Genomic DNA, 230 nt, shown 5'->3' with positions numbered 1-230 from the left:
GCACCGCAATGCCCCGCGCCTGCCCGGACTGCACGTAAGGCAGCCCGGCGGCAATAGAATCGAAGAACAGGTCGATGCGGCCGGCCAGCAGGTCGGTGAAGGCCGGCGGAGACCCCTTGTAAGGCACCTCCAGGAATTTGACGCCCGCAGCCTTCATGAAGGCAGCCGCTACCAGTTGCTGACCGGTGCCGACGCCTGCCGTCGCGACCGAGATCGAGCCCGGGTTCGCC

At 67.4% G+C, this 230-nt stretch carries 1 protein-coding gene; it reads right to left on the bottom strand.

Annotation, left to right across the window (positions count from 1 at the left end; genetic code table 11):
- On the bottom strand, positions 1-230 hold a 230-nt coding region (locus QSV46_RS41270), incomplete at both ends, for a tripartite tricarboxylate transporter substrate-binding protein (protein ID WP_314964585.1).

Source organism: Bradyrhizobium cosmicum (genome assembly GCF_032290525.1).
GTDB classification, from domain to species: Bacteria; Pseudomonadota; Alphaproteobacteria; order Rhizobiales; family Xanthobacteraceae; genus Bradyrhizobium; species Bradyrhizobium cosmicum_A.
Note: the sequence above shows the minus strand (reverse complement) of the source record. Positions and strands in the feature narration are given on the sequence as shown.